Source organism: Amycolatopsis sp. NPDC003865 (assembly GCF_053605345.1).
The window spans coordinates 963,052-987,970 of record NZ_JBSGJA010000001.1; the positions used below are offsets into that span (position 1 = coordinate 963,052).

The window sequence follows — 24,919 nt, forward strand, 5'->3', positions numbered from 1 at the left end:
GACCCATGACGTTCTTCCGCACCGCCACCGACGTGGCCGCCGGCCTCCGCCGGGGCGCGCTGTCGTCGCGTGAGCTGACCGAACAGCTCTTCGCGCGCATCGACGCCTCCGACGTCAACGCCGTCGTCGCCACCCGCCGCGACTTCGCGCTCGAAGCCGCTTCGCGCGCCGACGCGACCACCGGCGGCCCGCTGCACGGCGTCCCGATGACGATCAAGGACGCCTTCGCGGTCGCGGGCCTGCCGACGACCTGGGGCGAGCCCGCGTTCGCCGAAGCCGTGGCGGACTCCGACGCCGTCGTCGTCGAGCGGCTGCAGGCGGCGGGCGCGATCGTCGCCGGGAAGTCGAACGTGCACCACCTGCTCGCCGACTTCGGCCGGACGGAGAACCCGGTGTTCGGGCGGACGCTCAACCCGCGGGACCGCACGCGGACGCCGGGCGGCTCGAGCGGCGGCGCGGCGGCCGCACTGGCCGCCGGACTGTCCTTTGTGGAGTACGGCTCGGACCTGGCCGGGTCGATCCGGATCCCGGCGGCCTACTGCGGCGTCTACGGCCTCAAGCCGACGCCGGGAATGGTGCCACTGCGGGGTTTCCAGCCGCCCGGGCCGGTCACCGACCTCAGCCGGGAGTTCCCGTCGACGGTCGGCCCGCTGGCCCGCTCGGCCGCCGATCTGCGGCTCGCGCTGAGCGTCACCGGCGAGGCGCTCGCGCCGTCGCGGCGGTCCCGGCCGGCGGACTTCCGCGTCGGCGTGGCGCTCGACGACCCGGCCTGCCCGGTGACCGACGAGGTCGGCGCCGCCTTGTCCGACGCCGTCGACGCGCTCGCCGTCGCGGGTGTGCCCGTGGTCGAAGGCTGGCCGGACGGCGTCGACCCGGTGGTCCAGGCGGAGGCGTTCGGCTTCCAGGTCGAGTGGTTCTTCGCGGCGCAGGAAGGCCGTGAACCGGACGGCGCCGACGAGCAGGAGCGGCAGCGGGCGGCGCTGGGCGCGGCGTGGGCCCGGTACTTCACGGACTTCGACGTCTTCCTGACCCCGACGGTGTTCACGACGGCGCCCGCGCACGACGACCGGCGCCGCTACGACGACCAGGTGTTCTGGATCGCCCAGGCGTCGCTGCCCGGGCTGCCGGCGGTGAGCGCGCCGGTCGGCGGCCCGTTGCCGGCCGGGCTGCAGGTGGTCGGGCCGTCCCGCGAGGACGACACGGCGATCACGTTCGCCGAGCTCGCCGCGGACGTCGTCGGCGGCTTCGTCCCGCCTGCGGGATGATCGGCGCGTGTTCTCGATCGGCGACTTCGCCCGCCACGGCCGCGTGTCGGTCCGGATGCTGCGCCACTACGACGCGCTCGGGCTGCTGCGCCCGGCGCGCGTCGACCCCGCGACGGGCTACCGCAGTTACGCGGCGGGCCAGCTGGCGCGGCTCAACCGGATCGTCGCGCTGAAGGACCTGGGGTTCACCCTCGACCAGGTGGCGACGCTGCTGGCCGACGAGGTGTCGGCGGAGCAGGTGCGCGGGATGCTGGAGCTGCGGCGCGCGGAGCTGGAGGCCGCGCTGGCGGAGGGCGCGGCGCGGCTGGCACAGGTCGAGGCGAGGCTGCGGACGATCGAGGCGGAAGGAAGCGCGCCCGACGTCGTGGTCAAGGAGCTGCCGTCGACGCGGGTGGTCGAGCTGACCGGCCTGGCGGCGGGGTTCGCGCCGGAGGCGATCGGGCCGGTGGTCCGCCCGCTGTGCGCGGAACTCGGCCGCCGCCTGGCCACCGCGGACGTCACCCCGGCGGGACGGCTGACGTGCTACTACGAGCAGCTCGCGGAGGACGAGGTCGTGGTGCACGCGGCGGTCCCGGCGTCGGTGGGACCGGGGCCGCTGAACGGCTTGACGGTGGCGGACCTCCCGGCGACGCGCGCGGCGACGCTGGTCCACCACGGCCCGATCGACGGCGTGCTGCCGAGCTGGCAGGCGGTGGTGCGGTGGGCCGACGGGCAGGGGTTCGCGTCGGCGGGGCCGCAGCGGGAGCTGTACCTGGACTGCCCCGAGGACCCGGCGGGGTGGGTGACGGAGCTGCAGGAGCCGATCGGCTAGGGCCGGTGGGCGTGCTCGGCGGGCAGATCGCGGTCCAGGTGGTCCGCGTGGTGCAGGGCCTGGGCCAGCAAGCCGCGCACGTGGTTGTCCGCCGCCGAGTAGTACACGAATGTTCCCTCCCTGCGGCCCTTCACCAGACCCGCCAGCCTGAGCTTCGCCAGGTGCTGGCTCACCGCCGTCGGGGCCGCTCCCGCCAGCTCGGCCAGGCACGCCACCGATGACTCGCCCTGCAGCAGTGCCCAGAGGACCTTGATGCGGGTCGGGTCGGCGAGGAGGCGGAACGACTCCGCCGCCAGGTGGACCTGCTCGTCGGTGGGCATGTCGAAGTCCGGCAGCGACGCGTGCATGCCCTGAACCTTACTACTTGCGTATCTGCGTGTGTGCGCAGATAGACTCACACCATGGGACACGGACACGGCCACTCCCGGTGGCGCCCGCACAGCCACGACAGCGCCGACCGCGTCGACCACGCCCTCGAGACCAGCCGGCGCGGGCTGCGCACGCTGACCTGGTCGTTCGCCGCCCTGTTCGCGACCGCCGTCGCACAGCTCGCGCTCGTGCTCGTCACCGGGTCGGTCGCGCTGCTCGGCGACACCATCCACAACTTCGCCGACGCGCTGACCGCCGTCCCGCTCGCCGTCGCGTTCGTGCTCGGCCGGCGGGCCGCGACGCGGCGCTACACCTACGGCCTCGGCCGCGCGGAGGACCTCGCCGGCGTGGTCGTCGTGCTCGTCGTCGCCGCTTCGGCGGTCCTCGTGGGGTACGAGTCGGTGCGGCGGCTGCTCGATCCCCAGCCGGTCGGGCACCCGTGGGTGGTCGCCGCGGCGGGCGTGATCGGCTTCGCCGGCAACGAACTCGTCGCGCGGCACCGGATCAAGGTCGGGCGGGAGATCGGCTCGGCCGCGCTGGTCGCCGACGGCGTGCACGCCCGCACGGACGGCTTCACCTCGCTCGCCGTCGTCGCGGGCGCGGCCGGCGTCGCGTTCGGCTTCCCCGCCGCCGACCCGGTCGTCGGGCTCGGCATCACGGTCGCGATCGTGTTCGTGCTGCGCGACGCGGCGAAGGAGGTGTTCCGGCGGCTGCTGGACGCCGTCGACCCGGCGTCGGTCGAGCTGGCCGAGCGGACGGCGTCCGAAGTGGACGGTGTGGTCGAGGTCCGTGACGTGAGGATGCGCTGGATCGGGCACCACCTGCGGGCCGAACTGGCCGTCGCGGTCGCGTCGGAGCTGACGGTCCGCGCCGCCCACACGCTCGCGCACGAGGTCGAGCACCGGATGGTGCACGCGGTGCCCCACCTGGCCGCGGTCGTCGTCCACACCGAACCGGCCGGGGAACGCGTGCCCTAACCGACGGGTTCCTCCACCGGGTCCGGCTTCGGGCTCAGCACGCCCGCGAACACCGCCGCCAGCACGCACAGCACCACCGGCACCGCGAACGTCACGTTCAGCGGCATCCACCGCGTCAGCCCGCCGATCAGCGCCGGCCCGGCGAGCAGCCCCACGTACCCCAGCCCGACCACCCGGGCCATCAACGCGCCCGACGCCCGCGTGTCCAGGTTTCCCGCCGCCGTGAACAGCTGCGGGACCCCGCCCGACAGGCCAAGGCCGAACAGCGCCCAGCCCACCAGCGACAGCGGGACCCACGGCGCCGCCGCGGCCGTCGTCAGCCCGATCGCCGCCAGCGTCGCCCCGTACCGGACGATCGCCGCCGGGCCCGCCCACGCCGCGACCCGGTCGGTCAGGAACCGGCCCGTCGTCATCGCCACCGCGAACGCCCCGTACGCCAGCGCCGCCGTCGAGGCCGACGTGCCCAGGACCTTCTCCATGTGCAGCGCCGCCCAGTCGTTCGCCACGCCCTCCGACAGCATCAGCGCCAGCGCGAGGAGGCCGAGCAGCCACACCACGCGCCCCGGCGTGCGGTGGCGAACCGCCGGCGAAGGCTCGGAAGAGACCTCCGCGGGCGCGTCCGACGGCTCCATCAGGAACCGCGCCGACGCCAGGGATAGCACCACGCACAGCAGCCCGGTGCCCGTGAGCGTGACGCCGGTCGGCACGCCGCCGCCGAGCGTAGCCGCGCCGATGACCGCCGCGAACGCGCCGCCGATCGACCACATCGCGTGGAACGCCGCCATGATCGGGCGCGGGTAGGCCCGCTCCACCACCACCGCGTGCGAGTTCATGCCGACGTCGATCGCGCCGTTGCCGAAGCCGAAGAAGATCAGGGAAAGCCCCAGCGTCCACCACGAGTTCGCGAATCCCGGCGCGCACACGGCGAGACCGAGCAGCACGCCCGCCGCCGGGACCAGGCGGCGGTGGCCGAGCTTGTCGACGAGCGGCCCGGAGATCTGCATCCCCGCGAACGCCGCGCCGCCGAGCACCAGCAGCAGCGCGCCCAGCGTGCTGTGCGAGATGCCGGTCGCGCGCTCGACGTTCGGGATGTGCACCACCCACATGCCCATCGCGAAGCCGTTGAGGCCGAAGAACATGAAGGTCGCGAACCGGGCGGCGCGCGGGCGGGGCGGGGCGGTCATCGGCTCTCCAGGGGGACGGCGACGTGCACGAGCACACCCAGTCCGGCCAGCGCCGCGCGCTGGTCCTCGGGCGCGCCCGGGTCGGTGATCACTACATCGGCGCGGTCGGCGGGACAGACGTGGGCGAGCGCGGCGCGGCCCCACTTGGCGCCGTCGGCGAGCACGATCGCGCGGGCCGCGACGTCGAGCGCCACCTGCTTGACCTCGGCGTCGACCAGGTCGAAGGCGGTCAGCCCGGCGTCGAGGGCGAACGCGCACGGGCTCAGCACGGCGACGTCGAACCGCAGGGCCCGCAGCGACGCGCACGTCAGCGGCCCCACCAGGGCCTGCTCCCCCGGCCGCGGCTCGCCGCCGGGCAGCAGCAGCCGGACGGACGGGTCGTCGGCCAGTTCGCGGACCGCGTGCAGGGACAGCGGCATGACCGTGACCGGGCGCCCCCGCAGCAGCCGCGCGAGCTCGAGTGCGGTGGTGCCGCTGTCGAGGACGATCGTTTCGCCGTCGCGGATCAGCTCGGCCGCCGCGGCCGCGATGGCCCGCTTCGCCGCGAGCTCCGCCGTCGCCCGGGCGGCGAACGGCGGCTCGATCCCGGACGGCGACGCCGGGACGGCCCCACCGTGCACGCGCCGCAGGACACCGCGCGAGGCCAGCTGGTCCAGGTCCCGGCGCACGGTCATCTCGGACGCGCCGGTCGCCGACGCCAGCTCCGCGACGGCGACCTGGTCGGCGTCGCGCAGCCGCTCCACGATGATCCGCTGCCGTTCCGCGCTCTTCACCCGGCGATGCTCGCAAGCCGCGGGCGTTCGCACAACCGATTTGTTCATCCGCTCACGCTGCTTGTGCGAAAAACCGCTGCGGCATGATGGGCGCGTGCACGCCGCCGACACCACCGCGACCCCGTGACCGGGGGCTACCTGAAGGGCCGGATCCGCCGCGAGGACATCATCACCGCGGCGGCTGCGGCGTACGGCGAGCTCGGCTACCACGGCTCGTCGCTGCGGGAGATCGCCAAGCGGGTCGGGATCTCGCACGCCGGCCTGCTCTACTACTTCCCCACCAAGGAGGCGCTGCTCGCCGCCGTGCTCGAGCGGCGCGACAGCGAGGACTCCGAGCGCGAACAGCTGACCGTGCCGCCGGGTCTCGAAGTGCTGCGCCACTTCGTCGCGCTCGCCGAGCACAACGTCCGCCACCCCGGGATCGTCGACCTCTATTCGCGGCTCGCCGCCGAAGCCGTCGCCGCGGACCACCCGGCGCACGCGTACTTCGTCCGCCACTACCGAGCCGCGCGCGCCGGCGTGCACGAATCGTTCGCGGTGCTGGCCGCCCGCGGCGAGCTCCGGGACGGGGTCGACCCGGAGCTGGCCACGCTGACGTTCATCGCGCTCATGGACGGCCTGCAGGTGCAGTGGCTGACCGTCCCCGGCGACGTCGACCTGGTCGGTTCGCTGCGTTTCTACCTGCAGAACCTGCTCACCGTCCCGCTCTAGAGGGTCTTCGCGTACGGGTCCCAGCCGGCCGGCAGCGCGGGCGGGACGCCGACGGTGCTCGCGACCTCGACGGCCTGCCCGCGGGTCATGGACTCGTCGATGGCCAGCATCGCGTCGAGCACGTGGTAGGCCAGCTCGCCGGACGCGCGTTCCGGCACGCCGGCCCGGATCGCCCGCGCGAGTTCCAGCGTCCCGGTGCCGCGCGAAGCCGCGTGCCCGTGCGCCGCCAGCTCTTCCGGCTCCTCGTGGCCGAGCAGGTGCAGCCGGGTCGGCTCGTCGAAGCGGTTGGGGTCCGGCAGCACGGCCGTGCCGAGGGTGCCGGTCAGCTCGACGAGCCCGGTCCGCTTGAGCGCCGAATCGAAGCTCAGCACGATCTGCGCCGAGGCGGCTTCGAACTCCACGAGCGCGGTGACCGTCGTCGGCACCAGCACCGGGAACTCCGTCCCCGCGCGCGGGCCGGAGCCGACGACCCGGGTGTCGCGCGCCCGGCCGCCCGCGCCGGTGACGCGCCGGATCGGGCCGAGCAGGTGCACCAGCGTCGTCAGGTAGTACGGGCCCATGTCGAGCAGCGGCCCGCCACCGGGCTGGTAGTAGAACTCCGGCGCCGGGTGCCACGCTTCCGGCCCCGGCACCTGGAACAGGGCCAGCGCGGTCATGGGCGCGCCGATCCGGCCCGCGTCGACGGCTCGCCGCGCGGTCTGCAGCGCGGCGCCGAGGACGGTGTCGGGCGCGCTCGCCACGCGCAGGTTCTTCTCCCGTGCGCGGTCGAGGAGCTTGCGGCCGGTCTGGCGGTCCAGCGCCAGGGGCTTCTCGGCCCAGACGTGCTTGCCCGCTTCGAGGGCGGCCAGGCCGACGTCGACGTGCGCAGCCGGGACGGTCAGGTTGACGACGATCTCGACCTCGGGATCGTCGAGCAGTTCGGCCACCGTGCCCGAGGCCGGCACGCCGTACTCGGCCGCGCGGGCGGCCGCGCGCCCGGCGTCGAGGTCGGCCACCCGCAGCACGCGGACGTCCGGGAAGCTCGTCAGGTTCTCGAGGTAGGTGCCGCTGATGACGCCGGTGCCGACGATCCCGACGCCGACCGGCCCGCCGGTCATCGGCCGGCCCCGGTCAGGAAGGCGCGGCTGGCCGCGATGGCCGCGAAGAGGTCGCCGTCGTAGGCGTCGAATTCGATCACGCGCAGCGCGTCCGGCGCGGCGGCGAGCACGTCGGCGACCGGCACCCGGCCCTGGCCGGCGGGCACCTGGCCCGTGGCGTCGGTGGCGAGGCCGCCGTCCTTGACGTGGATCGCGCGGACGCGGTCGCCGAGCCGGCGCAGCAGCGCGGGCGCGTCCTCGCCGCCGGCGGTGGCCCAGTAGGTGTCGACCTCCAGCGCGACGGCGGGGTCGAGCTGGTCGGCGAAGACCTCGAAGGCGCTGCGGCCGTCGATCCGGGCCCGCAGCTCCCACCAGTGGTTGTGGTAGCCGACCTGCACGCCGTGCTCGGCGGCGACCTTGGCGGCGGCGTTGAGCGCGTCCGCCGTCGCGGCGATGTCGGCCGGGTCCTGCCACCGCTCCGGCTCGACGTACGGGTCGACGACCAGGCCGATGCCCAGCTCGGCCGCGGCGGCGAAGACGGCGGCCTGGTCGACGCCGATCAGCCGGGCGTGCGCGGTCGGGGCGGTCAGGCCGTGGGCGGGCAGGCCGGCCCGCAGCGCCTCGGCGTTTTCGACGACGCCGTACGGCTCGACCCGCGTGAAACCGAGCGCGGCGAGCTGCCGCAGGGTGCCGTCGGGATCGGCCGCGAAGGCGTCGCGGACCGAGTACAGCTGCACGGAAAGCTCGCTCATCACCGGCTCCTGGAGGTCGCGGGGTTCGCTGAATTTCTACCACTTGGTCAAAATTGGCACCAGGGATTCGGCCGCCGGTCCACCGGACGGCGGCACCGGCGTGCCCGGCATCACGACCCCCCGTGTTTTGGCAAGCGCCCGTTGGGGCAGTAACGCCTTTGAACGGGGTCAGGGCAGATCCGATCCGGGAGGTGCCGCGAGTGGACAGGGCAGGGGACGAAGTGGACACGGGGGCCGTCGGCCACCCGGCGTCCCGTCGCGACCTGACGGAACTGTCCGAGGCCGCGCTGGACCTCGACCGGCGGATCGAGCAGCACCTCGAACGGCTGCGTCGCGAACGCGCCGAGCGCGCCCGCGACGTCATCCCCGACCAGCGGCTTCGTCCGAGCGGCTGACCTCGCGTTTACCGCGCGGACGCGAACTACTACGCTGGGTGGCCTCCACGTCGAAGTCCAGTGAGGTCGCCATGTCCGAGACGCTGTCCCCGAGCCAGAAGCCGGTGGGAGTCGACCCCGACCGGCCGAGCATCGCGCGGATCTACGACGGCTTCCTCGGCGGAAACAACTTCTACGAGGTCGACCGGCTCGTCATGGAGAAGATCCGCGCGGCGGTTCCGGAAGCGGTCGACATCGCCCGCGGCAACCGCGGTTTCCACAACCGCGCGCTGCGGATGCTGGCGAGCCAGACGTCGATCCGGCAGTACCTCGACTGCGGGTCGGGCCTGCCGACGGCGGAGAACACGCACCAGATCGTCCAGCGCATCGACAAGGACAACACCGTCGTCTACGTCGACAACGACCCCGTGGTCCTCGCGCACGGCCGCGCGCTGCTCGTGGAGAACGACTTCACGCACATGGTCGAGGCCGACATCTTCAAGCCCGAGGCGGTGCTCACCCACGAGGACGTGCGGCGGCACATCGACTTCTCCGAGCCGGTCGCGCTGCTGCACGTGGGCACGATGCACCACTTCGAGGGCGACGGCGCGGTCGAGGTCATGCGCGAGTACATCGACGCGCTCGCCCCGGGCTCGTACGTGGTGCTGTCGCACTTCTTCGACCCCGAGGTGCCGGAGCTGACCGCGATCGCGAAGCGGATCGAGCAGATCCTGGTGCAGGGCCCGCTGGGCGCCGGCCGGTTCCGCACCCGCGTCGAGATCGAGGCGATGCTGCCGGGCCTGGAGTTCCTCCCGCCGAACGCGACGTCCGGCCCGGGCCTGGCGGTGTGCGACGAGTGGTGGCCGGACGGCCCCCGGCTTACGCCGCTGTCGGGTTCGGCGAAGTGCGTGGCCGGGATCGTCGGCGTCAAGCGCTGAGCAGGGCTTCCGGTCAGGCGATCGTGCGCAGCCTGCGCAGCGCGAAGTAGACCAGCGCCGCCGTCAGCAGCGCGAAGACCCCCGTCTCGATCGCCTGGAACGTCCAGAACCGGTCCCCCGGCTGGAACTCCATCCAGTTGTACGCACCCGCCCCCGCCTCGCCGGGACCCGGGCCCGCGCCGCAGCCGCTGGGTGGGCACGGGCCGATCCGGGCGTTCGGCAGCACCATCTCCCCCGCCGCGTTGCGGACGCCCTCGGACATCACCCAGTCACCCGACGCCGGGTTGGGCGTCTGGGTGCCCGACGGCGAGAACGACAACGTCCGCGCCGGGAGGTAGCGGGGCCGGGCCAGTACCTCGATCGCCACGCGGACCGCCGCGAAGCCGACCAGCGCGATCCCCATCGCCGGCAGCACCTTGCGCCAGTACGTTCCCGCGAAGATCCCCAGCGCCAGCGCGAACAGCGTGTACGCGATCGGGACCACGCCCTGGACGTCGAACGACAAGTACGTCAGCCGGCCGGTCGAGGCGGACACCAGCGGCTGGAACCACCACGACACACCGAGCGCGTACCCGACCGCCAGCACCACCGTGATCGCGCCGACCAGCCCGAACTTCACCAGCGCCCACCGCAGTCGGCTGACGCCCTGGGTCCACACGAGACGGTGGGTGCCCTGCTCGAACTCACGGGACACCAGCGGCGCGCCGAAGAACACGCCGACCAGGACCGGCAGCACCACGAACAGGACCGCGACGAACACCATGCCGCTGAACTGCTGCTGGAACTGGTGTCCCAGGCCCTCGCACCGCCCCACCGCCTCGGTCTGCGTGATCATCGACGCGGTGCCGAGCGCCGCCCGGCAGGCGGGCAAGCCGAGGCTGTCGTACTTCGTGTGCATCGCCAGGCCCGTCGGGACCATGATCGCGGCGAGCACGGCCAGCGCGCCGAGGGTGAACAGCGCCTGCTTGCGGTGCTGGCGCCAGGTCAGCCAGATCATGCCGGCACCTCCCACTCGACCCGGGTCTCCGTCGCCTCGGCCAGGTACGCCAGCACCAGGTCCTCCAGGGTCACCTCGTGCTCCGTCCACAAAGGATCGACCGGTCCGTCGCCGCGGCGGACGAGCAGCGTCGACTGGCGTTCGGTGTGGCTCGCGCGGACCACCTTCGCCACCCCCGCGATCGACTCGCTGCCGGCCCGCGGGCCGACCAGCGTGCGGTGCGTGTCGAGCAGATCGTCGACCGCCCCGGTCAGCTGGACGCGGGACTGCTGCAGGACGATCAGGTAGTCGCAGCTGCGCTCGAGGTCGGCGAGCAGGTGCGAAGACAGCAGCACGGTCGTCTCGCTCTCGGCCACCGCCCCCATCAGCGCCTGCATGAACTCACGGCGCGCCAACGGGTCCAGGCTCGCGATGGGCTCGTCGAGCAGCAGCAGCCGCGGGCGCTTGGCCAGGGCCAGCGCCAGCGCGACCTGCGCGCGCTGCCCGCCCGACAGCTTCCCGACCGGCCGGTCCGGCGGGATGCCGAGCATGGCGAGCCGCTCGCGGGCCAGCGCGGCGTCCCAGCGGCGGCGGTTCAGCTTGCCGCCCATCGTGACGAGCTCGGCCGCGGTGAAGTCGCGGTACAGCGGGGTGTCCTGGGCGACGAACCCGATGTCGGGCAGCACGGACCGCGGGTCGCGGCCGAACACGCGCACCTCCCCCGCGTCGGGCCGCAGCAGCCCGACGGCCAGGTGCAGCAGCGTCGTCTTGCCCGCGCCGTTCGGGCCCACCAGCGCGGCGATCCGCCCGGCGGGGACGTCCAGCGCGCAGTCCTGCAACGCCCAGGTGCGCCCGTAGCGCTTGCCCAGCGCCCGGGTCTGCACGGCCAGCTCCATTCCGGAACTCCCTACGCAAGGTTGCGGGGCACCGCGGTGCCCCGCAACGTGGTCTCGATCAGGGCCGCGATGTCGTCGGGCGACATCCCCGCGGCTTCGGCGCGCTCCAGCCAGGCCACCAGCTCGTCGCGCAGCCGCGCCTGGTTGCCCAGCGACGGCCCGGCCAGGTCGCCGGTGACGAACGTGCCCACCCCCGGCCTGCCCTCCGCGAGCCCCTCCAGGACCAGCTCGCGGTAGGCCTTGAGCACGGTGTTCGGGTTGATCGCCAGCGCCTGGGCCACTTCGCGCACCTTCGGCAGCTGGTCGCCGGGGCGCAGCAGGCCGACCCTCAGCGCCTGCTTCACCTGGACGACGAGCTGCATGTACGTGGCGACCCGCGAGCGGCCGTCCAGGACGAACTCGATCACCCAACACCTTCCTATTGTCTTACGACATTAAGACAACACCCGCGAGCACACAGCTGTCAAGGAGCGTCCCGCGGGCATAGGGTCTCGATCGAGACGCACACCGGCACCCGGGAGGCAGGCATGTCGTTGTTGGACGGGCTGAGCAAGGCGCTCGGCGACGGGTCGGTCGAGATCGTCGACCTCACCGCGCCCCTGAGCGCGAGCACGCCGATCCTGCGGCTGCCGGAACCGTTCGCCAACACCATCCCGTTCCGGCTGGAGGAGATCAGCCGCTACGACGAGCGCGGCCCGCGCTGGTACTGGAACGACATCCACACCGGCGAGCACACCGGCACCCACCTCGACGTCCCGGTGCACTGGGTGTCCGGAAAGGACGGTCACGATGTCTCGCAGGTGCCGCTGAAGACACTGGTGGCGCCCGCGGTCGTGCTGGACTTCTCCGCGCGGGCGGCCGAGAACCCGGACTTCCTGCTGTCGATCGACGACGTCACCGCGTGGACGTCCGAGCACGGCCCGCTGCCCGAAGGCGGCTGGCTGCTCTACCGCACCGGCTGGGACGCGCGCAGCCACGACCAGGACGCCTTCCTCAACGCCGACGACACCGGCTCGCACTCCCCCGGCGTCTCGCCCGAGTGCGCGCGGTGGCTGGCCGAGCAGACCCCGATCACCGGGCTCGGTGTGGAGACCGTCGGCACCGACGCGGGCCAGGCGCCCGGCCTGGAGCCGATGTTCCCCTGCCACGAACTCCTGCTGGGCGCCGGGAAGCACGGCCTGACCCAGCTGCAGAACCTGGCCGCGCTGCCGCCGACCGGCACGCTGCTGGTCGTCTCGCCGCTGCCGATCGTCGGCGGCTCCGGCAGCCCGGCCCGGGTGCTGGCCCTGGTGGAGCGGTGAACGTCGCCGGACTCGTCGGCCGGACCCTGGCCGGTCTCGGCGTGGGCCCGGCGTTCGGCGTGGTGGGCAGCGGCAACTTCGAGGTGACGAACGCGCTGCGCGCGGGCGGCGTCCGGTTCGTCGCCGCCCGCCACGAAGGCGGCGCGGCGAGCATGGCCGACGCGTACGCGCGGATGAGCGGCAAGGTTTCGGTGCTGTCGCTGCACCAGGGGTGCGGGCTGACCAACGCGATGACCGGCATCACCGAGGCGGCCAAGAGCCGGACGCCGATGCTCGTCGTCACCGCGGACTCCGCGAGCGCGTCGGTGCTGTCGAACTTCCGCGTGGACCAGGACGGGCTGGCCACCGCGATCGGCGCCGTGCCGGAGCGGGTGCACTCGGCCGCGAGCGCCTTCGCCGACACCGTGCGAGCCTTCCGGACCGCGCGGCAGCAGCGCCGGACCGTCGTGCTGAACCTGCCCCTCGACGTCCAGGCCGAGCCGGCACCTTCGCCGGCGCCCGTGCCGGACATCGCGGGACCCGCGGCGGTGCGCCCGGACGCCGGTTCGGCCGGCGCGCTCGCGGACCTCCTCGCGGCCGCCGAGCGGCCGGTGTTCATCGCCGGCCGCGGCGCTCGGGGCAGCCGGGAACCGTTGCGGGAGCTGGCTTCCCGGTGCGGCGCGCTGCTGGCGACGTCGGCCGTCGCGCACGGGCTGTTCCACGGGGACCCGTTCGCGCTGGGCATTTCGGGCGGGTTCGCGTCGCCGACGGCCGCCGAGCTGATCCTGGGCGCGGACCTCGTCGTCGGCTGGGGCTGCGCGCTGAACATGTGGACCACCCGCCACGGGAAGCTGCTCAGCCCGCACGCGAAGCTCGTCCAGGTCGACGTCGAGCAGAGCGCGCTGGGCGCGCACCGGCCGATCGACCTGGGGATCGTCGGCGACGTCGGGGTCACCGCCGCCGACGTCTTCGCCGCGGCGAAGGAGCAGCGGGGCTACCGCACCGACGAGGTCGCGGCCCGGATCGCGGCGGGGCGCTGGAACGATGTCGAGCACGAGGACCTCTCCCGGGGTGGCCGGATCGACCCGCGGACGCTGAGCAGGCTGCTCGACGAAATGCTGCCCGCCGAGCGGATCGTCTCGATCGACTCCGGCAACTTCATGGGCTACCCGAGCGCGTACCTGTCGGTGCCCGACGAGCAGGGATTCTGCTTCACGCAGGCGTTCCAGAGCATCGGGCTGGGCCTGGGTACGGCGATCGGCGCGGCGCTCGCCCGTCCGGACCGGCTGCCGGTGCTGGGCACCGGCGACGGCGGGTTCCACATGGCACTGTCCGAACTGGACACCGCGGTCCGGCTGGGCCTGCCGCTGGTGGTGATCGTCTACAACGACGCCGCCTACGGCGCGGAGATCCACCACTTCGGCGACGCCGACATGACCACGGTCCGGTTCCCCGACTCCGACCTCGCCGCGATCGGCCGCGGCTTCGGCGCCGACGGCGTGACCGTGCGGTCGGCCGAAGACCTTTTCGCGGTACGCGAATGGCTGGCGGGTCCGCGCGACGCCCCGCTGGTCATCGACGCCAAGATCGCCGACGACGGCGGTTCGTGGTGGCTCGCGGAGGCGTTCAAGCACTGACCCGGCCTTGACAGCGGCCCGGGCGGAGCTGGATGCTGACCGAGTTGTCCTACAGTTGTAAGACAATAGGTAATCCGTTCTGGGGAGCTGTCATGCGCTTGGTGAAGACCGTCCTGGCCGTGCTCGCGGCCGCCGCACTGGTGGCCGCGCCGGCCGACGCGGGCCAGCCGCGGCCGCCCGCCGACCCCGTCGGTGCCCTGCTCGCCGCGTTCGACACCCATTCGATCGTCGCGAAGTCCAGTCCGGACCCCGGGCCGTTCGTCTTCGACCTCGTCCGGGATCCCCGCTTCCCGGCCCGCGTGAACGACGTCGTCGTGGAGTGCGGCAACTCGCGCCTCCAGCCGGTGCTGGACGCCTACATCGCGGGCGGTGACGTCCCGGACATCAGCCGCGTCTGGCGGGACACGACCCAGCCGAGCTGCGGGTTTTCGCTGTTCTACGAACAGCTTTTCGCGCTGGTGCGGCAGGTCGACACGAAGCTGCCCGCCGAACGGAAGATCCGCGTGCTGGCGGGCGACCCGCCCATCGACTGGAGCCGGATCACCAGCCCGGCGGACATGGAGGTGTTCCACGACCGCGACGCGTCGATCACGTCGGTGGTGAAGACGCAGGTGCTGCAGAAGCACCGCAAGGCGCTCATGTTGTTCGGGCTCGGGCACCTGAAGCACGACGGCGGCAGCGGGGCCGTCGCGCAACTGGAGCGTGAGTACCCCGGCGCGGCGTACGTCGTGGCGGACCACTACGGGTTCACTTCGGACAATGCCCGGCTGGAGCAGCGCCTGGGTTCGTGGCCGTCGCTGACACCCATCGCGGGGTCCTGGCTGGGGGCGCTCGACACGACGTACTTCCCGACGAACCGCGAGTACCCGTCGGGCAGCAAGGGCTTCCCGGGCGTGGACGCGTACCTGTACCAGGGACCGGCCGACCTGCTGCTGAGGGAGCCGTTGTCGGCGCGGACGCTCCTCGACACCGGTTACCTGGACGAACTCCGCCGCCGGGCGGCCGCGATCGACGCGCCGCCGGACGGGCTGGAGTGGCCGGAGTTCTTCATCGAGCGCGAGCGCACGTCCGGGGTTCTGCTGCGCGGTTAGCCGACGCGGTGCGACACCCAGACGTTCGGCTCGACGTACACCGCGAAGTCCTGGGCCACCGACACGATCACCGGGGCGAGCGCACCCGGGACGAGGACCGGGCCGTCGTTCGCGAACGGCAGCCCGGTCCAGCGGCGCCAGTCCTCCAGGGGCGCCTGGACCGTTGCCGAGCAGGGGGCGACCGCCTCGATGCGGCCGCCCGCCCGGACGTGGGTGCGCAGCCAGCGGTCGGCGGGCAGGCCGTCCGCCCGTGTCTCGGCCGCGTACTCGCGCATCGGCACCTCCGGCACCGCCGCCTTGTCCGGCGGCCGGACCGGGACCACGAGCGCGTCCAGCCCGGCCGCGGCCGCGCGCATGCCCGACAGCACCGTCCCCGAGTGGCCGCGACCGTGGTGGTCCGGGTGGACCGCGATCTCCAGCGCGCACGCGGTGTCCGCGGTGACGCCGTCGAGCGCGTCCTCCGCCGCCCACACCGCGACCTCGTCCCAGCCTCGCGCGGGCAGCGTTCCGCGGCCGCGGAACGGCACCATGATCCCGCGCGCCACCGGCCGGCCGTCCTCCAGGAGCGCGACGACCAGGTGCGGCCAGCGCCGCGCCACGCGGCGGCTGCGCACCAGCAGGCTCGTCAGGCTGCCCGCCATGAACGACGGCGAGCCGGGCGGGTACGGGATCGCGTAGACGGCGTCGGCGAGGTCCGGGCGCTGCGCCAGCGTCACGAGCACGTCAGGTGCCCCGCGACCAGGATTCCAGCGCGATCAGCGTCTTCGTGCCGGTGACCTGGTGCTGGCGGCGGATCTCGTCGATCGTCTTCTGCAGGTGGGCCATGTCCCGCACCCGCAGCCACACGAGCGCGTCCGGGTCGCCCGCGATCGTGAACACCGCCTGCGCCTCGGGCATCCGCGTGGTCGTGCGCAGGATCTCCGCGACCTTCGTGTTCCCGACGAACCGCAGCTCGGTGAACGCCTCGATGCCCCAGCCCAGCTTCGCGTGGTCGACCTGCACGGTGAACCCGGTGATCACACCGGTCTCGCGCAGCCGGTCGATGCGGCGCTTGACCGCGGCCGTCGACAGCGTGACGCGGCCGGCGATGTCCGAAAGCGTGCGGCGGGCGTCTTCGCGCAGCAGACCGAGGATCTCGTGGTCGGTCGCGTCGAGCAGGTCTTCGGTCATGCGCCCGAGCGTAACCGGGCGCAAAAATCCGGGCCAGCCGGCGCGAAATCCTGCCGAAGTTTGCGTCTGGGATGCTGATCCGGCATCGCCTGTTGCGTGCGCGTGACCCACGCCGCACTGTGCCGGGAAGCACACGAGAGGAGCCGGGCCGTGGAGACGTTCACGCTGGAGGACCGCTACCTGCGGGAAGCGGGGACCGTGCACCTGACCGGGGTGCAGGCCCTGGTCCGGCTGCTGTTCGACCGCGTCCGCCACGACCGCGCCCGGGGCGGCGACCCCGCCGTGTTCGTCTCCGGCTACGAGGGCTCGCCGCTGGCCGGCTACGACCTCGAGCTCGGCCGGCGCGCGAAGCTGCTGGAGAAGCACGACGTCGTCCACCGCCCCGGCCTCAACGAAGAGCTGGCCGCGACTTCGGTGATGGGCAGCCAGCTCGTGGCCGGCGCCGGCGGGCGGCGTGGCGTCACCGGGTTCTGGTACGGCAAGGCCCCCGGCCTCGACCGCGCCACCGACGCGCTGCGGCACGCCAACCTGGCCGGCACCGACCCGCGCGGCGGCGCCGTCGCCCTCGTCGGCGACGACCCGAACGCGAAGTCCTCGACCGTCCCGTGCGCGTCCGAACTGGCGCTCGCCGACCTGGCGATCCCGATCTTCTTCCCGGCCGACCCCCAGGACGTCCTCGACCTCGGCATGCACGCGGTCGAGCTGTCGCGCGCCGCCGGCGTGTGGACTTCGCTGAAGATCGTGGCCAACGTCGCCGACGCCTCGGGCACGGCCATCGTCGATCCGCAGTGGACGGCACCGGTGCTCGAGCGGGGTTACCGGCACACGCCGACGTCCCGGCTGCTCGGCACCAGCCTCGCCGAGCTGGAACGCAGCCTGTTCACCGTCCGGCTGCCGCTGGTCACCGACTACCTGCGCGCGAGCGGCGTCAACCGGATCACCGCGCGCGGCCCCGCCGACCGGATCGGCATCGTCTCCGCCGGGAAGTCCTATTTGGACCTGCAGCAGGCGTTCCGGTCCCTCGGCCTCGACGCGGAAAGCCTGGCCGAGTACGGCATCCGCGTGCTCAAGCTGGGCGCGATCCACCCCCTCGAGCCCGGGATCGTCCGCGAGTTCGCCGAGGGCCTCGACGAGATCGTCGTCGTCGAGGAGAAGCGGTCTTTCGTCGAGACGGCGCTCAAGGAGGTCCTCTACGGCGTCCCCGGCGCGCCCGCGGTCACCGGCAAGAAGGACCGCGATGGCCGGACGCTGTTCACCGAACTCGGCGAGCTGGACCCGGACGGCATCGCGGCCGGCCTGGCCCGGCGGCTGCCCGCGGGCATCGCCTCGGTGGACGCCTTCACAACGCGCCGTCGCCGCGAGCGCATCTCGGTACCGCTGCTCGCGCGCACGCCGTACTTCTGCTCCGGCTGCCCGCACAACTCGTCGACGAAGGTGCCCGAGGGCACGCTGGTCGGCGGCGGGATCGGCTGCCACACCATGGCGCTGTTCATGGAACCCGACCAGGTCGGCACCGTCCTCGGCGTGACGCAGATGGGCGGCGAGGGCACCCAGTGGATCGGCATGGCGCCGTTCGTCGAGGCCGAGCACTTCGTCCAGAACATCGGTGACGGCACGTTCACCCACTCCGGCAGCCTCGCCGTGCGCGCGGCCGTCGCGGCCGGCGTCAACATCACCTACAAGCTGCTCTACAACTCCGCGGTCGCGATGACCGGCGGCCAGGACGCCGTCGGCGGGCTGCCGGTGGAGAAGGTCGCCGAACTGCTGCTCGTCGAAGGCGCGAAGAAGGTCGTGATCACCAGCGACGCGCCCGCGAAGCTGCGACGCCGCAGGCTCCCCGCCGGCGTCGAGGTCCGCGATCGCACGGAACTCCTGGCCACCCAAGAGGAACTGGCCGCCGTCAAGGGCGTCACCGTGCTGATCCACGAGCAGGAGTGCGCGGCCGAAAAACGGCGGAAGCGCCGCCGCGGCAAGCAGGCCACGCCGACGACCCGCGTCGTCATCAACGAGCGCGTGTGCGAAGGCTGCGGCGACTGCGGCACCAAGTCGAACTGCCTGTCGGTGCAGCCGGTCGCGACCGAGTTCGGCCGCAAGACCGCGATCCACCAGTCGTCCTGCAACGTCGACTACTCGTGCCTGGCCGGGGACTGCCCGTCGTTCGTCACCGTCGTGCCGACCGGAAAGAAGCAGCGCCGGAAGCTCGGCGAGCTGACCGCCGATGCCGTCCCCGCTCCCCCGGTGTCCGCAACGGACTTCACCGTGCGGATCACCGGGATCGGCGGTACCGGTGTGGTCACCGTGACACAGATCCTCGCCACCGCCGCGGTGCTCGACGGGCGGCACGTCCGCACGCTCGACCAGACCGGGCTGGCCCAGAAGGGCGGCGCGGTGGTGTCCGACCTGAAGGTGACGGCGGAGCCGGTCGAGCAGGCCCCGAAGCTGGCCGCCGGTGAGTGCGACCTCTACCTGGCGTGCGACGCGCTGGTCGGCGCGGACGCGGCGAACCTCGGCGTGGCCGACGCCGCGCGCACCACCGCGGTCGTGTCGACCACAGAGGTGCCGACCGGCCGGATGGTCGTCGACACGACGGTGTCCTTCCCGGACCCGAGCAGCGTCCTCGCGCCCCTGGAGGCCGCGGCGAAGCGCACGGTCTCCCTGGACGCGCGCGGCCTGGCCGAAGAGCTGTTCGACGACGACCAGTTCGCGAACGTGCTGCAGCTCGGCGCGGCGTTCCAGACCGGCGCGATCGGGTTGCCCGCCGCGGTGATCGAGCGCGCGATCGAACTGAACGGCACCGCCGTGGCGGCGAACCTGCAGGCCTTCCGCCGCGGCCGCCAGCTCATCGCCGACCCCACCGCGCTCACGAGCACCCCCGCTCCGGCGCGGCCGGTCGCGCAGCCGTCCGTGCGGAAGCTGGTGCACGCGGAACCGGGTTCGGAGCTGGCGCGGCTGCTCGACGTCCGGATCCCGGACCTGGTCGCCTACCAGGACAAGCGGTACGCGCGGGCGTACGCGGAGTTCGTCGAGCGGGTGCGGGTGCTGGAGGACGGGCCGACGGAGATCACCGAAGCCGTCGCGAAGCACCTGTACAAGCTGATGGCGTACAAGGACGAGTACGAGGTCGCGCGGCTTTCGCTCGACCCGGCGTTCACCGCGGGTCTCGAGGAGCAGTTCGGCGAAGGCACGAAGTACGCCTACCGGCTGCACCCGCCGGTGCTGCGGGCGCTGGGGATGAAGCGCAAGATCAGCCTGGGCCCGTGGTTCCGCCCGGCCTTCCGGCTGCTGCACGCGCTGCGGCGGCTGCGCGGCACGCGGTTCGACCCGTTCGGCCGCGCCGAGGTGCGGCGGGTCGAGCGCGAGCTGATCGAGGACTACCGCGGGATGGTGCTCGAGGCCTTCACGGCCGCCGACGTCGACCGGGCCCGGGTGCTGGCGCTGGCCGAGCTGCCGGACCTGGTCCGCGGGTACGAGGACGTCAAGCTCGCCAACGTCGCCCGGTACCGGGAGAAGCGGGCCGAGGTCCTCACGCCCGCAGGTAGCTGAGCATCGCCTGGGCGCCGTCGGGGACGCGCAGCTTCGCGCTGACGTCCCCGGCGTGCCGCCGGGCGGCGGCGGTGCCGATGCCGAGCAGCCGCCCGATCGCCGGCACCGAGTGGCCTTCGGCCAGCAGTGCGACGACTTCGCGTTCGCGCGCGTTGAGCGTGGCGACGGGGTCGCCGGGCCGCGGCCGGGCCAGCTGGACGGCGACGACGTCGCGGTCGAGCACTGTGCCCCCGGCGGCGACGCGCTTAAGGGCGTCGAGGAACTCGCCGGGCCTGCCGACGCGCTCCTTGAGCAGGTAGCCCGCGCCGCCGCCCCCGGCGGCCAGGAGGTCGCCCGCGTAGCCGTCTTCGATGAACGCCGAGAGCGCGAGGATCGCCAGCCCCGGCATGAGCCGGCGCGCTTCGAGGGCGGCCCGCAGTCCTTCGTCGGTGAACGTCGGCGGCATCCGGACGTCGACGACGGCCAGGTCCGGTGCCTCCGCCGCGACGGCGGCCGGCAGGTCGCCGGGGTGGTCCACCGCCGCCGCGACGTCGAAGCCCTCGCTGCGCAGGAGCAGCACGAGCCCCTCCCGCAGCAGGGCGTCTTCCTCCGCGATGACAATCCGCACTACGGCCGCCTCCTCGTCCTCTCCCTGCCTGGATGCACGGATCGGGAGGCGGGTCCGGTTCAGCCCGCGGCCGGTGGTGCGGAAACCGTCAGCCCTGGCCGGACCAGCCGCTCAGCCGGGTGAGCAGGCGCTCCAGCACCTCCGGGTCCGCCGCCACCGGGTCACCGGAGACGGGCTCGTCGACCAGGGTCCGGCGGTCCTGGCGCCGCGGCAGGCGGACCTGCTTGGCGTTCATCCCGCCGGGCAGCTCGAGCTCGCACCAGGTGGTGCGGGCACCGCCCACGCCGGGCGTGACGCCGACGCGCTCGCCGGGTCCGACGACCTTCGGCTCGGGCAGGCCCGGCACGTCGTCGTCGACCTCGATCACCAGCACGTCGGCCCGCAGCCGCAGCCGCAGCGTGACGAACGCGGGTGACCGCGGGTCGCCGGCTTCGATGACGGTCTCGACCAGCCGTCTCGCGGTCGCGGTCACGTGCTCCAGCATCGGCAGCAGGGACCAGTCGGTGAGAATCAGGCGGACGAACAGCTCCGTGACCGGCAACGCGCTGGGTTGCGCGACCAGGCGGATATCGTCCATCTGGGAGGTGTGCGCGCTCAAACCTGACCTTCCTCGCCCAGGTCGACTGTCCGGGTCCCGGCATCTTGCCACCCGGCCTCCGGCGGCACGGTACCGGCCGGGTGACCGCGGTGGCGCCGGGGGCCCACGCACCGTCGTCGAAGGCGAGGATTCGCGCGCCGAACGGTCGCCGGACGCCGTGGCGCCCGGCGACCACTCCTCAGACGCGGGCGGGAACCCACAGGTTGTCGATGACCTTCTCCGCGGTGGCCCGGCTCGCGTCGGCCAGCGGGATGAGCTCCGCCATCGCCGGGTTCACGTGCGCCAGCGTCAGCTCCGCGGTGATGAAGCGCGGCTCGAGGCCGGTCAGGGAAACGCCGTGCGGGAGCCACTGCTCGGCGTGGTCCCAGCCCTCGCGGGGCGTTCCCTCGCCGTAACCGCCGCCGCGGGAGGCCAGCACGATGAACTCGCGGCCGCCGAGCAGGCCGGTCTGGGTTTCGTGGTCGACCGAGAGGCCGGGCGCGATGAGGTGGTCGACCCACGCCTTGACGCTGCTCGGCGGGCCGAAGTTGTAGAGCGGCAGGCCCAGCAGGACCGTGTCGGCCGCCTTGATCTCGTCGACCAGCTCGCGGGTCCGCGCCCACGCCGCCGCCTGCTCGGGCGTGTGCTGCTCCGGCGGCACCATGCCGGCCAGCCCGCTCGCCGCGTCGATGTGGGGCAGCGGGTTCGCGCCGAGGTCGCGGTAGGTGACCGTGCCGTCCGGGTGCGCGGCGCGCCACGCCGCCGCGGCCCGCGCGCTGAGCGCGCGGCTCACCGAGCGCTCGCCCTGGATGCTCGAGTCGATGTGGAGGAGATGCGCCATGTCGTTAGCCGCCCATAGATCGTTGGTGTTGGACAAACCATTAATAGCACATCGACCGTTGGGGTGCCCATATACTGGGCTCATGTCGTCGCTGCCGGTCGTCAACCAGCCGCCCCACCGGTGTGGGGCGCTGCTCGGCCAGCTCACGCGCCGGCTGCAGACGCGCAGCGAGTCGGTGCTCACCCCGCTCGGGTTGCGCCCGCGGCACCTGATCGCCCTCACCGTCCTGCGCGACCAGGGCGGCAGCTCCCAGCAGGACCTGGCGAAGACCCTGGAGATGGACAGCACGAACGTCGTCGGGCTGCTCAACGACCTCGAAGCCGAGAACCTGATCGAGCGCCGCCGGTCGCCGGTCGACCGGCGCCGGCACGTCGTCGAGCTCACCGACGTCGGCGCGAAGCTGCTGGCGCGCGCGGAGTTCGCGCTGGCCGCGGTCGAGGACGAGGTGTTCAGCGGGCTCAGCGACGAGCAGCGCGAGACCCTCTACGAACTGCTGCAGCAGGCGACGAACAAGACGAACACCGAAGCCTGCCGGGAAGCCTTGCCGCCGACCTGCTGAGCGTCAGCCGCCGGCGATGTCGCGGGCCAGCTGCCGCGCTTCGGGCAGCGTGAACTTCCCGGTGATCTGCGTTTCCCCGCCGGTGATGGCGGACTGCACGGTGGGCGCGGTCAGGACGCGGCTCTTCAGCACCATCGCGACCTGCTTGCCGACGTTCTGCCCGGTCCACTCGGCCCAGGTCCTCGCACCCTTGGCGGTGAAGCTGAGGGTGATGACCGAACCGCCCGTCTGCGGGTCGAGGACGGCGTCCACGCGGCTCACGTCCGCGCCGCTGAGGAAGCCCGGGCCGAGGACGTACTTCGTGCCTTGCGCGCGGTCGCAGCTGACCAGGGGCAACGCCGGATCGTCCCGGCCGGCCAGGGGGTCCGGCTCGCCCTGGGCGCAGTCGAACGCCTGCGCCGCGGCCTGCTGCACGGCCGGGTCGGTGCTCTGCCGGTCGGTCGCCGAGCCGGTCGCCGGCCCCGGCGGCAGTTCGGCGAGGACCGGGCGGAACCGCAGCTGCGTGCCGTCGGTGACGACGAACCCGGTGGGCGCGGCGTGCCCCGCGACCTCGGCCTGGCACCCGGTGGCGAGCACGGCGACGGCCGCGAGCAGGAGGATCCGCACGCCGCTCATTCTGGCGTGCGGAGCTACCCGGCCGCCAGGATCGCTTCGAGCCCCGAGGCCTGGGTGCGCCAGTCGGTCACGTTCGGCGTCGTCCCGGTCCAGCGCTGGCCGATCCGGTTGAGCGCGTCCCGGTCGTTCGCCCACAGCGCGTCCGCCTGCTTCCGGGCGAACGCGGAGTAGGCCGCCGAGCCCGTCGCCGTCGCGAGGTCGCCGAAGTAGCGCAGGAAGATGCCCTTGAACTGCTTCTGGTTGTCGTCGCAGGAAGCCGTGCCGGTGTCGCAGGACTCGACGAGCACGCCGTTCGACGTCAGCCGCGTCATCGCCGCGTCCGCGAGCCGCTCGGCAGCGTCCAAATAGGACTGGACGCCGGTGGCCCGCCACAGCTCCAGCAGCCCGCCGATGCCGAGGCCCTGGTTGTAGGTCCACACGGTCTGGCCGTTGTTCGCGCACGACGACGTCAGGCCGTCGTTCACCAGGCCCGCGGAGTTGATCAGCCCGCTGTTCAGGTACCAGTCGCCCGCCGTGCGGGCCCGCTGGCCCCACACCGTGTCGCCGGCGAGCCGGTTGTGCAGCGACGCGGTCAGCCGCAGGTACAACCCCGCCGTGACGGCGTTCTTGTACGTCCGCTCCCGGTTCCACCACACCCCGCCGCCGCAGCTGCCCGTGTCCCAGAACCCGTGGACGTAGTTCGCGATCGTCGTCGCCTCGGTGAGGTAACGCGGGTCGTGCGTGCGGTCGTAGACGGCGATCCAGGCCAGGCCCCACCACGCGCTGTCGTCGATGGCGCGGCTGACGAAGTCGCCCTCGATCGCGTCGGAACTCCTTGCCCCGGCGGGAAAAGCGGCGCGGTTGACGTCGAAGGTGCGGGCCAGCGCGGCGTCGAACCCGCCCGCGTCGGCCACCGCCGTCACCGCGACCGCCGAGTTCCACCAGCTCGACGGCCACCACGCGGTGTACGGATCGTAAGACCACATCAGGGCGTCCAGCACGCCGGCCGCGCGAGTGGTGGCCGGCCGCGCCCAGGCGGTGCAGCTTCCCTGCGCGTGCGTGGCTTCGCGGCCGCACGCGCGCACGGCGCCGCCGTAGAGCCGGCCGCGGGGGTCGCGCGTCGCGAACGCCGTGGTGCGCGTGGAAGTCGCGCCCGCGGCGACACTCGTGCGGCCCAGCGAGGAACCGTCCGGCCAGCTCGTCCCGGCGTCCCACGAGCGGTCGAGCCAGATCTCGTCGCCGGCGCCGCCGGCTTCGATCCCGGCCCACGCCAGGCCGCGGCCGTCGAAGTGGAGCCGGATGGTGCGGCCGAAGAGCGTCGTCGGCGCGACCGGCTGGCTGTCCCCGGTGCCGGGTGGCGTGCGGTCGCACGCCGCGTCGCAGACGTCCGGGTAGATCCACGCCGTGCAGCCGACGCCTTGGGCGTCCCCGCACGCCCGCACCCAGCCGCGGCGGTGGTGCGCCGGATCGGTGAGGTTGTACATCAGCGTGCGCGTGCCGGTCCACGAGCCGGGGATGCTCGCCTTGCCCAGCAAGCCTTCCCAGCTCGCGCCGGCATCCCAGGAACGGTCGAGCCAGACGGCGTCGCCGGCGACGCCGTTGTCGATGCTCGCCCACGCCATGCCGTCGGGGTCGGAGGCGTGCAGGCGCAGCACTCGCCCGTTGATCACCTTGTCGGGCAGGGGAAAGCTCTCCCGCGCGGCCCGCGACGGGTCGAGCTGGTCGCACGACGTCACGCACACCGCCGTGGCCGCTTCGGCGGGGATCGGGGTCAGGGAACCGAACACGAGCAGCAGCACGAGCAATGTCCGCATCGACATCCCTCTCCACGCACCGGGGTTCGCTCCAGCATAGGAAGCCGGGCCGCGGTCGGTGAAGGTTTCCGCCCGGTTCTGGCTCGTTCCGGACAATGGTTCGC

26 protein-coding genes are annotated in these 24,919 nt (G+C 73.2%); 11 read left to right on the forward strand and 15 right to left on the reverse strand.

Annotated elements, in window-relative coordinates; genetic code table 11:
* The first annotated feature begins 5 nt into the window (after positions 1 to 5).
* Complete coding sequence (locus ACWEVP_RS04240; RefSeq protein WP_452061183.1) at positions 6 to 1,265, forward strand: amidase family protein; 1,260 nt, start codon at positions 6 to 8, stop codon at positions 1,263 to 1,265.
* A 7-nt stretch (positions 1,266 to 1,272) separates the two neighbouring features.
* Positions 1,273 to 2,076, forward strand: a complete 804-nt coding sequence (locus tag ACWEVP_RS04245) for a MerR family transcriptional regulator (RefSeq protein WP_452061184.1) — start codon at positions 1,273 to 1,275, stop codon at positions 2,074 to 2,076.
* Here the strand turns inward: ACWEVP_RS04245 and ACWEVP_RS04250 are convergent.
* Positions 2,073 to 2,423, reverse strand: a complete 351-nt coding sequence (locus ACWEVP_RS04250; RefSeq protein ID WP_364449355.1) for an ArsR/SmtB family transcription factor — start codon at positions 2,421 to 2,423, stop codon at positions 2,073 to 2,075. The two genes, ACWEVP_RS04245 and ACWEVP_RS04250, sit on opposite strands and share 4 nt — an antisense overlap.
* A 54-nt stretch (positions 2,424 to 2,477) precedes the next feature.
* Here ACWEVP_RS04250 and ACWEVP_RS04255 point away from each other — a divergent pair, with 54 nt between their 5' ends.
* Positions 2,478 to 3,422, forward strand: coding sequence for a cation diffusion facilitator family transporter (locus tag ACWEVP_RS04255; protein WP_452061185.1), 945 nt, complete (start codon positions 2,478 to 2,480; stop codon positions 3,420 to 3,422).
* On the opposite strand, the gene ACWEVP_RS04260 is transcribed toward ACWEVP_RS04255, so the two are convergent.
* Complete coding sequence (locus tag ACWEVP_RS04260) at positions 3,419 to 4,606, reverse strand: MFS transporter (RefSeq protein ID WP_452061186.1); 1,188 nt, start codon at positions 4,604 to 4,606, stop codon at positions 3,419 to 3,421. The genes ACWEVP_RS04255 and ACWEVP_RS04260 overlap by 4 nt on opposite strands.
* Complete coding sequence (locus ACWEVP_RS04265; RefSeq protein ID WP_452061187.1) at positions 4,603 to 5,379, reverse strand: DeoR/GlpR family DNA-binding transcription regulator; 777 nt, start codon at positions 5,377 to 5,379, stop codon at positions 4,603 to 4,605. The genes ACWEVP_RS04260 and ACWEVP_RS04265 overlap by 4 nt, the downstream gene beginning before the upstream one ends.
* Before the next feature lie 123 nt (positions 5,380 to 5,502).
* On the opposite strand from ACWEVP_RS04265, the gene ACWEVP_RS04270 reads away from it, so the two are divergent.
* Positions 5,503 to 6,090 (forward strand): TetR/AcrR family transcriptional regulator, encoded by a 588-nt coding sequence (locus tag ACWEVP_RS04270; protein WP_452061188.1) that lies wholly within the window; start codon positions 5,503 to 5,505, stop codon positions 6,088 to 6,090.
* Here the strand turns inward: ACWEVP_RS04270 and ACWEVP_RS04275 are convergent.
* Entirely contained in the window at positions 6,087 to 7,187 is a 1,101-nt protein-coding gene (locus tag ACWEVP_RS04275; RefSeq protein ID WP_452061189.1) for a Gfo/Idh/MocA family protein, read from the reverse strand. The genes ACWEVP_RS04270 and ACWEVP_RS04275 overlap by 4 nt on opposite strands.
* Complete coding sequence (locus tag ACWEVP_RS04280) at positions 7,184 to 7,918, reverse strand: sugar phosphate isomerase/epimerase family protein (RefSeq protein ID WP_452061190.1); 735 nt, start codon at positions 7,916 to 7,918, stop codon at positions 7,184 to 7,186. The genes ACWEVP_RS04275 and ACWEVP_RS04280 overlap by 4 nt, the downstream gene beginning before the upstream one ends.
* A gap of 200 nt (positions 7,919 to 8,118) precedes the next feature.
* Here ACWEVP_RS04280 and ACWEVP_RS04285 point away from each other — a divergent pair, with 200 nt between their 5' ends.
* Both ACWEVP_RS04285 and ACWEVP_RS04290 read left to right on the forward strand, forming a co-directional pair.
* Entirely contained in the window at positions 8,119 to 8,313 is a 195-nt protein-coding gene (locus ACWEVP_RS04285; protein WP_452061191.1) for a hypothetical protein, read from the forward strand.
* A gap of 71 nt (positions 8,314 to 8,384) precedes the next feature.
* Positions 8,385 to 9,230, forward strand: coding sequence for an SAM-dependent methyltransferase (locus ACWEVP_RS04290; RefSeq protein ID WP_452061192.1), 846 nt, complete (start codon positions 8,385 to 8,387; stop codon positions 9,228 to 9,230).
* 13 nt (positions 9,231 to 9,243) lie between these two features.
* On the opposite strand, the gene ACWEVP_RS04295 is transcribed toward ACWEVP_RS04290, so the two are convergent.
* The 3 genes from ACWEVP_RS04295 to ACWEVP_RS04305 are packed head-to-tail and all read right to left on the reverse strand — an operon-like array spanning position 9,244 to position 11,509.
* A complete protein-coding gene (locus tag ACWEVP_RS04295; protein ID WP_452061193.1) occupies positions 9,244 to 10,227 on the reverse strand; it encodes an ABC transporter permease in 984 nt (327 codons plus the stop codon).
* Positions 10,224 to 11,102 (reverse strand): ABC transporter ATP-binding protein, encoded by an 879-nt coding sequence (locus tag ACWEVP_RS04300; protein ID WP_452061194.1) that lies wholly within the window; start codon positions 11,100 to 11,102, stop codon positions 10,224 to 10,226. Before ACWEVP_RS04300 ends, ACWEVP_RS04295 begins: the two co-directional genes overlap by 4 nt.
* A gap of 11 nt (positions 11,103 to 11,113) precedes the next feature.
* Positions 11,114 to 11,509, reverse strand: a complete 396-nt coding sequence (locus ACWEVP_RS04305; protein WP_452061195.1) for a GntR family transcriptional regulator — start codon at positions 11,507 to 11,509, stop codon at positions 11,114 to 11,116.
* A 120-nt stretch (positions 11,510 to 11,629) separates the two neighbouring features.
* Between ACWEVP_RS04305 and ACWEVP_RS04310 the strand changes: the two genes are divergently transcribed.
* The 3 genes from ACWEVP_RS04310 (at position 11,630) to ACWEVP_RS04320 (ending at position 15,110) form a co-directional block, all read left to right on the forward strand.
* The gene (locus ACWEVP_RS04310) at positions 11,630 to 12,403 is read left to right on the forward strand and encodes a cyclase family protein (RefSeq protein ID WP_452061196.1); all 774 of its coding nucleotides are present in this window, start codon (positions 11,630 to 11,632) and stop codon (positions 12,401 to 12,403) included.
* Positions 12,400 to 14,019, forward strand: coding sequence for a thiamine pyrophosphate-binding protein (locus ACWEVP_RS04315; protein WP_452061197.1), 1,620 nt, complete (start codon positions 12,400 to 12,402; stop codon positions 14,017 to 14,019). The genes ACWEVP_RS04310 and ACWEVP_RS04315 overlap by 4 nt, the downstream gene beginning before the upstream one ends.
* Positions 14,020 to 14,111: 92 nt before the next feature.
* On the forward strand, positions 14,112 to 15,110 hold the full coding sequence (locus ACWEVP_RS04320) for a hypothetical protein (RefSeq protein WP_452061198.1): 999 nt from the start codon (positions 14,112 to 14,114) through the stop codon (positions 15,108 to 15,110).
* Here the strand turns inward: ACWEVP_RS04320 and ACWEVP_RS04325 are convergent.
* Together ACWEVP_RS04325 and ACWEVP_RS04330 are read right to left on the reverse strand one after the other, a co-directional pair.
* Complete coding sequence (locus tag ACWEVP_RS04325) at positions 15,107 to 15,832, reverse strand: hypothetical protein (RefSeq protein WP_452061199.1); 726 nt, start codon at positions 15,830 to 15,832, stop codon at positions 15,107 to 15,109. The genes ACWEVP_RS04320 and ACWEVP_RS04325 overlap by 4 nt on opposite strands.
* 1 nt (position 15,833) lies before the next feature.
* Positions 15,834 to 16,280 carry an Lrp/AsnC family transcriptional regulator gene (locus ACWEVP_RS04330; protein ID WP_452061200.1) on the reverse strand — a complete coding sequence of 149 codons (447 nt, stop codon included), beginning with the start codon at positions 16,278 to 16,280 and terminating at the stop codon, positions 15,834 to 15,836.
* Positions 16,281 to 16,430: 150 nt separating this feature from the next.
* Between ACWEVP_RS04330 and ACWEVP_RS04335 the strand changes: the two genes are divergently transcribed.
* A complete protein-coding gene (locus ACWEVP_RS04335) occupies positions 16,431 to 19,823 on the forward strand; it encodes an indolepyruvate ferredoxin oxidoreductase family protein (RefSeq protein ID WP_452061201.1) in 3,393 nt (1,130 codons plus the stop codon).
* Here ACWEVP_RS04335 and ACWEVP_RS04340 read toward each other — a convergent pair.
* From ACWEVP_RS04340 to ACWEVP_RS04350, 3 genes are all read right to left on the reverse strand, one after another.
* Positions 19,804 to 20,430 (reverse strand): response regulator, encoded by a 627-nt coding sequence (locus ACWEVP_RS04340; protein WP_452061202.1) that lies wholly within the window; start codon positions 20,428 to 20,430, stop codon positions 19,804 to 19,806. The two genes, ACWEVP_RS04335 and ACWEVP_RS04340, sit on opposite strands and share 20 nt — an antisense overlap.
* Positions 20,431 to 20,518: 88 nt before the next feature.
* Complete coding sequence (locus ACWEVP_RS04345; protein WP_452061203.1) at positions 20,519 to 21,028, reverse strand: ATP-binding protein; 510 nt, start codon at positions 21,026 to 21,028, stop codon at positions 20,519 to 20,521.
* Between the two features lie 178 nt (positions 21,029 to 21,206).
* Complete coding sequence (locus ACWEVP_RS04350) at positions 21,207 to 21,848, reverse strand: FMN-dependent NADH-azoreductase (RefSeq protein ID WP_452061204.1); 642 nt, start codon at positions 21,846 to 21,848, stop codon at positions 21,207 to 21,209.
* A gap of 82 nt (positions 21,849 to 21,930) precedes the next feature.
* Between ACWEVP_RS04350 and ACWEVP_RS04355 the strand changes: the two genes are divergently transcribed.
* On the forward strand, positions 21,931 to 22,407 hold the full coding sequence (locus ACWEVP_RS04355; RefSeq protein WP_452061205.1) for a MarR family winged helix-turn-helix transcriptional regulator: 477 nt from the start codon (positions 21,931 to 21,933) through the stop codon (positions 22,405 to 22,407).
* A 3-nt stretch (positions 22,408 to 22,410) separates the two neighbouring features.
* Here the strand turns inward: ACWEVP_RS04355 and ACWEVP_RS04360 are convergent, their stop codons facing one another.
* Positions 22,411 to 23,013, reverse strand: coding sequence for a SecDF P1 head subdomain-containing protein (locus tag ACWEVP_RS04360; RefSeq protein ID WP_452061206.1), 603 nt, complete (start codon positions 23,011 to 23,013; stop codon positions 22,411 to 22,413).
* A gap of 23 nt (positions 23,014 to 23,036) precedes the next feature.
* Positions 23,037 to 24,815 (reverse strand): glycoside hydrolase family 76 protein, encoded by a 1,779-nt coding sequence (locus tag ACWEVP_RS04365; RefSeq protein WP_452061207.1) that lies wholly within the window; start codon positions 24,813 to 24,815, stop codon positions 23,037 to 23,039.
* Positions 24,816 to 24,919 lie beyond the last annotated feature (104 nt).